This is a genomic window from Planctomycetia bacterium (assembly GCA_034440135.1).
Classification (GTDB): Bacteria; Planctomycetota; Planctomycetia; order Pirellulales; family JALHLM01; genus JALHLM01.
The window spans coordinates 1-6,768 of the sequence record JAWXBP010000100.1 but is presented as its reverse complement, the minus strand read 5'-3'; the positions used below and the strand labels follow the sequence as shown (position 1 = coordinate 6,768).

Sequence of the window (6,768 nt, the reverse complement as noted above, 5' to 3'; positions counted from 1 at the left end):
GTCACTGGTTTCGTCAACACCCAGCAACATGAAGCAGACCTACCGTTGACTCAACTCATCCCCTCATTCCCCGGAATTGGGTGAAGAACCTTTTTTTTGGGATGGAGTGCTCGCTGGAACGCCGAAACTCGCGCCGATGGGCGGCCATTCAACGCAGAGTGGCAGGGTCATCCTGAACACCAACGGTACTGACGGACAATTCAGCGTGCGTCTTCGCTTGGCGCCGGATTCTTCTCGCGTGGGGTGATGAACACCTCGACTGGCAGGCCATGAGGAAGGCGGCTGGGCTCATCCAGCGTGATCGTCACTTCCCGCACCCGGACGTCCAGGCGCTCGCCCGGCAAATTGTGGCGGATCGACTTCGGTCGCAATTCCGGCGCGCAGGTGGTGACGGTCCCTGCGAATTCTCGATCGCGCCGCGCCGGCGCTACTACGATCGCCCGCTGACCTACTCGAACATCAAGGGCGTCCAGTTCCTCCACATAGGCGCGTACGACAACGTCTCCATGCGGTGCGAGGACGATCCGCTCTGGCAAATCAGCCGGGCCGACCAAGTCTCCGGGACTTGCTTCCAGGTGAACCATGTCGCCGTCGCAAGGCGCGACGAGCCGCGTGCGATCGATTAGTAGTCGCTGGTAGTTGAGCGCCGTCTCGGCAATCTTGACCTGCGCGTCCGCGACTTGGACTTCTTCCAAACTGACTGGGATGCGCTGTGGCGCGGGCGGCGCCGATTGCGCGCCAGGCGAAACGCCGCGCCAAGCGGCCGTAGTCGCATGATTGCCCGACAAGAGCAACTCCCGTTGGGCGCGGGCCAACGCCAGCCGCGCCTGAGCCTCGGCGAGTTGCAATTCCCAGGCCGACGGATCCAGTTCCGCGACAAGCTGTCCGGCTTTGACGCGCGAACCCGTCGAAACGAGTACTCGGCGAAGTCGCCCCGGGATCTCGAACTTGAGCACAACTTCGTCGTGCTCCCCAGCCAAAAAGCCGGCCGCGAAAATCCGCTGGCGTGCCATCTCAGTACTTACTTGCTCAACGGGCGCATCGCTCAACTTCTCGCCACGCAGGTGCGCGTCAACGAAATAGAGCCCGCCAAATAGCAGCGCTGCGATCGTCAGCATGGCGAGCCAGCGTATCATGATTCGCCCGCCTCGCTGTCAGCGATCGACTTGCGTCGCGGTGATTTAAGTTTCACCGGAGAAATGGCCGGCGGCTCGTCTTCGCCGTGCGACTCCATCAGCCTTCCGTCGGCGAGCGTCAGTACGCGGTCCGCCAACGGGAGAATACGATCGTCGTGAGTGACCACGATCGCCGTTTTCGCCTCCTCACGGCAGAGTGTCTTGAGCGTCTCGAGCGCATTCCAGCCCGCCGTTTTGTCCAGCGACGCCGTCGGCTCGTCCGCCAGCACGATGTCCGGGTTAGCCGCTAGCGCACGGGCGATTGCCACGCGCTGCCGTTGGCCCATGCTCAGTTGAGTAACCCGTCGCCGCGCCTTGTCCGCCAGATCGACCCGCTTCAGCAGCTCCAGCGCCCGCCGCCGAGCTTTCGCCGGTTCTGTACCTAACAAGTCCAACGGCACCTTAACATTTTCGAGCGCATTGAGCGCCTCGAAGAGATGGTAGCGCTGGAACACGAAGCCGATGCGATGCCGGCGGAAGGACGCTTGCTCCGCGGGACTGAATTCCGTGACGCGTTCCCCCAGCATCTCCACGTCGCCCGAATCGGCGCTCAGCACGCAGCCCAGGATCGAGAGCAACGTCGTCTTGCCGCTGCCCGAGTGGCCGACGAGAAACAAGCATTCCCCACGCCGCACTGAAAACGACACGTCGCGCAAGACCGTCGATCGCGTCGCGCCGACGGCGTAACTCTTGCAGAGATGTGAAACCGTGACTACGTCGTCCATGACGTCTTTATCCTCAGCCAGTCAGTACCGTGGCTGGGTCGATGCGCCGGATGCGCCAAAATGGCAGGAGCGATGCGAGTAAGCAGATGGCGAACACGGTGGCCACCGCGGCGGCCATCAACCACAGTGGAATTTCCACCGGAGCTAGCGGATTGTGCCACAATATGCGGATCGCGGAAACGCACAGCAGTCCGAGGCAAGAACCGCAACCGGCGATCGTCAACGACTGTGCGGCGATAATGCGAATCACATGGCCGTCATCCGCCCCGATCGCCTTGAGCGCCGCGTATTCCTCCAGATGGTCAAGCGCCAGCGCATAGAGACTTTGCGCGACAACCGTCAGTCCCACCAACAATCCGAGCAGCGTCGAGGCCCCGAAGCTGATGCCGATGCCGGTGCGCTTCATCCAGTATTCCTGCGATCGCGCCGCGAACTCCTCGGGCTTGAACACCGCGGCATGGGGTACGCGACGTTGCAGTAGATTTCGCAACGTGTCCAGATCGCAGTTCGGCTCGGCGCGAACCAGTAAGTACGAGCACTCTCCCTCGGGAGAGCGCGTCAATCGCTGCGCCTCGCGGTAATTGGTAAACAGATAAGGCATGGTGATGAATCCCGTGATGCCGTCGGTTTGCGCGACCACGCGCGCCCGCACGCCATTCACTTCCATCCATTCGCCAAGTTTTGGCTCGCCGAGCTTGTCCCGGTCGACGGTGTCGAAACTGATGCCATAGGGGCGACGCAAATCGGCCATCGAACCCTGGGCAAATCGCCAAGGCGCGCCGGCCCCCGTTTCGGCGTCCGCGCCGATGATCCACACGTCTTCCATCCGCCCGCCGTCGAGCGTCGCCGTACCCTTGCCGACAAGATAAGGGCGCACGTCCGCTACGCCCGGCACGCCGCGCAACCGATTGAGCCAGATCTCGGGGATTCCGCGGGCGAGGTCCACGTTATCGACAAAACGCTGTCCGACCCAGAGATCCGCCTGGCAATAGTCGATAAGCACGCTGGCTTTCTTCATGAGTCCGAGGTACAGGCCCCCCTGCATGCTCATCAGAATCAACGAAAACGCCACGCCCAGTGAACCGGCGAGCGCCTTGCTTCGATCGCAAAACAATGTCTTGAGCGCGAAAGCCAGCAAGGAAATGCTCGCAGGGTGTGGACGAGCCGCGTCGGGGCACGGGAAAACTCACGGATGATGTCGACGCAGCCGATGCGCGTCAACTTCATAATCACGCGCCGCGACGCCACAAATGCTGAGTGCGGCCGCCGACCAGGCCGGCCAAGGGGACCATTGCGCGCGGGCGGACGCCTGGGGATTCCAGGGCGGCCAGGCAGTCACCGCGAGCAATATCGCTGTCGCCGACAATAACGGCAGCGCCAAACGCCCGAACCGCGATGGCGATGCTTTCTTATTGCATTCAGCCAAGCGACGGCGGAACAATGAATCTTCGCGCGCGAAGGCGAGCGCCGCGCTACTGCCACTTGGATCAGCAAGTAGTAGCAGAGCGGATAGGTACGTTGTGGAATCGGCTTCGGCCACAGCCCGATCGCAATGCACTTCACGCGCCAGGTCCGCTTCGCGCGATGTCCACCAGACCAGCGGATGAAACCAGAGGGTCGCTTCGACGCACCGCTGCACGAAGACATGCAAGGGATGATCCGCATCCAAATGCGCCAATTCATGCCGCACGACTATCCATTGATACGCTTCCGGCAGTTCCCCCGCTCGGCGAGAGAGTACGATCACCGGCCGCTGCCAACGCCAGCAGTGCGAACTCGTGCGGCCGTTCGCCAGACGGACGACTCCTTTGCGCTTGGCAAAAACGCTATTGGGAAACTGTTGGCGAATCGCATGAGTAAGTTCGGCCAAGTCCGTGGCTCGTTGTGAACCTCGCCAAGATTGGGCGGCTGCCAGAATCGTCAGGACGGCGCGGAAGCATACTCCGGCCGCGACTGTCCCAAGAAACAACGGTGCGCACCAGCTCCACACTCCTTGCCAAGCCGGTAGTTCTCCGGGCGAAAGCAAGCTGGGCAAGCTAGTCCAACGCGGGTGGGGAAACACGAGCGCTTGTGCGATAATTGCCAACGCCACCAAGTGGACCGTGTACCAATAGCGATCGCGTCGCTCCTGCGCAATGGTTTGCTCGAGCCAAACGGCGAGCGGCAGCAGTACGCTCAACTGCAGCGTCACGGCAAGTAACGCCTCGAACAGAAAGCTGGCAGTCATTTGTTGTCTCGCCGGCTTTGTGCGTCTCGAAGGGCGGCTTGCAACGATTTGAGATCCGTGCTGGACAACGATTCTTCCTCCAGGAGATTCAGTACAAGGGAGGGCACGCGCCCGCGGAACAACACTCCCTTTAAGTCCGACAAGATGGAGCGACTCACTTCATCGCGCGTGACAAGCGGACGATACACGTGGGCGCGGCCGCTCTTGATCCGTTGCAAGACTTTCTTGCGCGCGTGCAACGATCGCATCGTCGTCATGACGGTGGTGTAGGCGAGTTCACGCTCAAGGGAGTCGCAAACGTCCTGAACGGTTCCTTCGCCCAAGCGCCAGAGCGCGTCCATGATTTCCAATTCTCCGCGACTCAGCCTCGGGCGCTCCATATTGCCGATCCTTGTGTCGATTCGTTTTCGCTGCAGTCTCCCAATTCGGCTGCGCACGACCAAGTGTCGCGGCGGACGATACGAAACGTCAAGGCCGTCAACGCGGTCGATTTCCGCGGCCCAACGAAACTGCTCTTTGCTACTATAAACATCGTTGCTACTCTGGTCCATGTCAGTTCACGGCGGAACGACAAGCCACGGGAATCGGGAGCGGAAGTATGAATTGGCGAACTGCCTTGTTGGTGCTCCTCGCGGCCGCAATGGGACCCTGGGTGAATCCCCGCGGCGCGTATGGACAAGTCAGCAAGTCGCAACGCAGCGCCGAGCGCAAGACCTTCGAGCCAGGCGATCTTCAACTGGACGCCAGTGAAGTGTTCGTCTTCGTCGGCAAGACAGGCTTCGGCCACGAGCATGCCATCGCGGGTAAACTCGCCAGCGGCCATCTCCAACTTGACGCTTCGGCGCCCAGCGGCGAATTAGTGTTTGAACTGGCCAGCTTCGACGCAGACACCGACACGGCCCGACGGTACATCGGGCTGAAAGGCGTCACCGATGCGGATACGCGGCGACAAGTCAACGACAACATGCATGGTCAGGCAGTGCTCGATGTGACTACACATCCGACCGCTGTGTTTACATTGACATCCGTTAGTCAGTTGAAGGAGCCTAGCGCGCGGAAGTTGCCGCAATACGAGTTGGGCGGCGAGTTCACGCTGCACGGAGTCACGCGACCGATCCGCGTAGTCGCCGACTGGGAAGAAAAGCAGGGCTGGATTCACCTGCGCGGCGGGTTTTCCATGCGTCAGTCGGACTTTGAGATGACGCCCTTCACAAAAGCATTCGGCGCCGTCGGCGTGACGGACGAACTGAAAGTCTGGGGCGATTTCTGGATTGCCAAGGAACGCCGTGTCGTGGAAGTCAAAACAACCAAGTCGAACCATCGCAGCCGCTAACGACGATCGCATCGTGAAGGGAGTCGACGAAGGATGATTGCTTGTCCGAGTGTACGCAAGAGTTCCATTCGCACGCACTACAATCTGGCAACGCTGTTCTACCGCTTGCTGTGGGGCCCGCACATTCATCATGGGTATTGGACCTCTGACGAGTCGCCGCGCGTAGCACAGTTGGCGCTCACCGAACGACTCGCCACGCTGGCGCGGATCAAGTCAGGCGACAGCCTCCTCGACATCGGCTGCGGCATGGGCGGTTCGTCGATCCACCTTGCAAAAACGCGCCGCTGCCAGGCAACAGGCGTGACGCTCAGCCGCGTCCAGCGCATCTGGTCGGCCACCTCAGCGGCCGCCCAGGGAGTTAGACGGAACACAAGCTTTCGCTGCGCCGATGCTGAAACCCTGGAATTCGAGCAAGCTCAGTTCGACGTCGTTTGGAGCGTGGAATGCACCGAGCATTTGTTTGACAAGCCAGCGTTCTTCCAGCGCGCCGCGCAATGGCTCAAGCCCGGCGGACGCATGGCGATTTGCGCTTGGCTGGCCGGGGACCAACTGGATACTTCCGCGCGGCGACAACAAGTTTATGACGTCTGCGACGGGTTCCTATGTCCTTCGCTAGGCAGTTCCGCGGACTACATGGAATGGATGCAGCGCGCAGGATTGCGCGTGGAACGCGTCGAGGATTGGACGGCGAAGGTCGCGCGCACCTGGGAAATCTGTCGCGATCGCGTGCGCAAAACGCGCGTGCGCTGGTTGGCCCGTTGTCTGCATGGCGAAAGCACATTGTTCTTGGATCGCTTCGACGCGCTGTTGTCGGCCTATGAGACGGGGGCGATGAAGTACGGATGCTTCATCGCGACAAGAGACGCATAAACCGGGATGCACAGCATGTCATCGGTCGCGCATGGACGTCGCGGCGAGGTTCGCTCACGTTTACTCGGCATTGGCTTCGGCGTCGCTACGCAAATCCTTTTCGGCTATGCCGTCTGGCGATTGTTCTGGTTCCTCCACGACGGCGTTGGCGTCAACTCGTCGCATTCTTACTGGCGCGACGCGGCGCTAAGCCTGCAGTTTGCGGTCGTGCATAGCATGTTGCTCTGGCCGGCCAATCGAGCACGTTTGAAGCGAATCTTGCCGGAAGCGCTTTACGGCTGCCTGTTCTGCGCCGCCACGTGTGTCACGCTGTTGGCGCTCATCAGTAACTGGCAAGCGTCGGAGCGCGTCGTCTGGCAACTGCACGGCGCGGGGGCCACGGCGATGCGCATCGGATTGTATGCGTCCTGGTGCGCGTTGTTGTACAGTCTGAATTTG

The 6,768-nt window shown here is 61.0% G+C and carries 8 protein-coding genes; 3 read left to right on the top strand and 5 right to left on the bottom strand.

Going from position 1 to position 6,768, the window contains the following annotated elements:
- Positions 1-200: 200 nt before the first annotated feature.
- Genes SGJ19_05790 through SGJ19_05770 form a run of 5 tightly spaced genes read right to left on the bottom strand, consistent with a single transcriptional unit; the run spans position 201 to position 4,507 of the window.
- Complete coding sequence (locus tag SGJ19_05790) at positions 201-1,136, bottom strand: efflux RND transporter periplasmic adaptor subunit (GenBank protein ID MDZ4779744.1); 936 nt, start codon at positions 1,134-1,136, stop codon at positions 201-203.
- Positions 1,133-1,900, bottom strand: coding sequence for an ABC transporter ATP-binding protein (locus SGJ19_05785; GenBank protein MDZ4779743.1), 768 nt, complete (start codon positions 1,898-1,900; stop codon positions 1,133-1,135). The genes SGJ19_05790 and SGJ19_05785 overlap by 4 nt, the downstream gene beginning before the upstream one ends.
- A gap of 13 nt (positions 1,901-1,913) precedes the next feature.
- Positions 1,914-3,038, bottom strand: coding sequence for an FtsX-like permease family protein (locus SGJ19_05780; protein ID MDZ4779742.1), 1,125 nt, complete (start codon positions 3,036-3,038; stop codon positions 1,914-1,916).
- A 48-nt stretch (positions 3,039-3,086) separates the two neighbouring features.
- On the bottom strand, positions 3,087-4,127 hold the full coding sequence (locus SGJ19_05775) for a M56 family metallopeptidase (GenBank protein MDZ4779741.1): 1,041 nt from the start codon (positions 4,125-4,127) through the stop codon (positions 3,087-3,089).
- Positions 4,124-4,507, bottom strand: a complete 384-nt coding sequence (locus SGJ19_05770) for a BlaI/MecI/CopY family transcriptional regulator (protein MDZ4779740.1) — start codon at positions 4,505-4,507, stop codon at positions 4,124-4,126. The genes SGJ19_05775 and SGJ19_05770 overlap by 4 nt, the downstream gene beginning before the upstream one ends.
- Before the next feature lie 218 nt (positions 4,508-4,725).
- Between SGJ19_05770 and SGJ19_05765 the strand changes: the two genes are divergently transcribed.
- The 3 genes from SGJ19_05765 to SGJ19_05755 all read left to right on the top strand — a co-directional run.
- Positions 4,726-5,460, top strand: coding sequence for a YceI family protein (locus tag SGJ19_05765; GenBank protein ID MDZ4779739.1), 735 nt, complete (start codon positions 4,726-4,728; stop codon positions 5,458-5,460).
- 33 nt (positions 5,461-5,493) lie between these two features.
- On the top strand, positions 5,494-6,330 hold the full coding sequence (locus SGJ19_05760) for a class I SAM-dependent methyltransferase (protein ID MDZ4779738.1): 837 nt from the start codon (positions 5,494-5,496) through the stop codon (positions 6,328-6,330).
- 15 nt (positions 6,331-6,345) lie between these two features.
- Positions 6,346-6,768, top strand: a 423-nt coding sequence (locus SGJ19_05755; GenBank protein MDZ4779737.1) for a hypothetical protein, incomplete at its 3' end; no start/stop codon positions are given.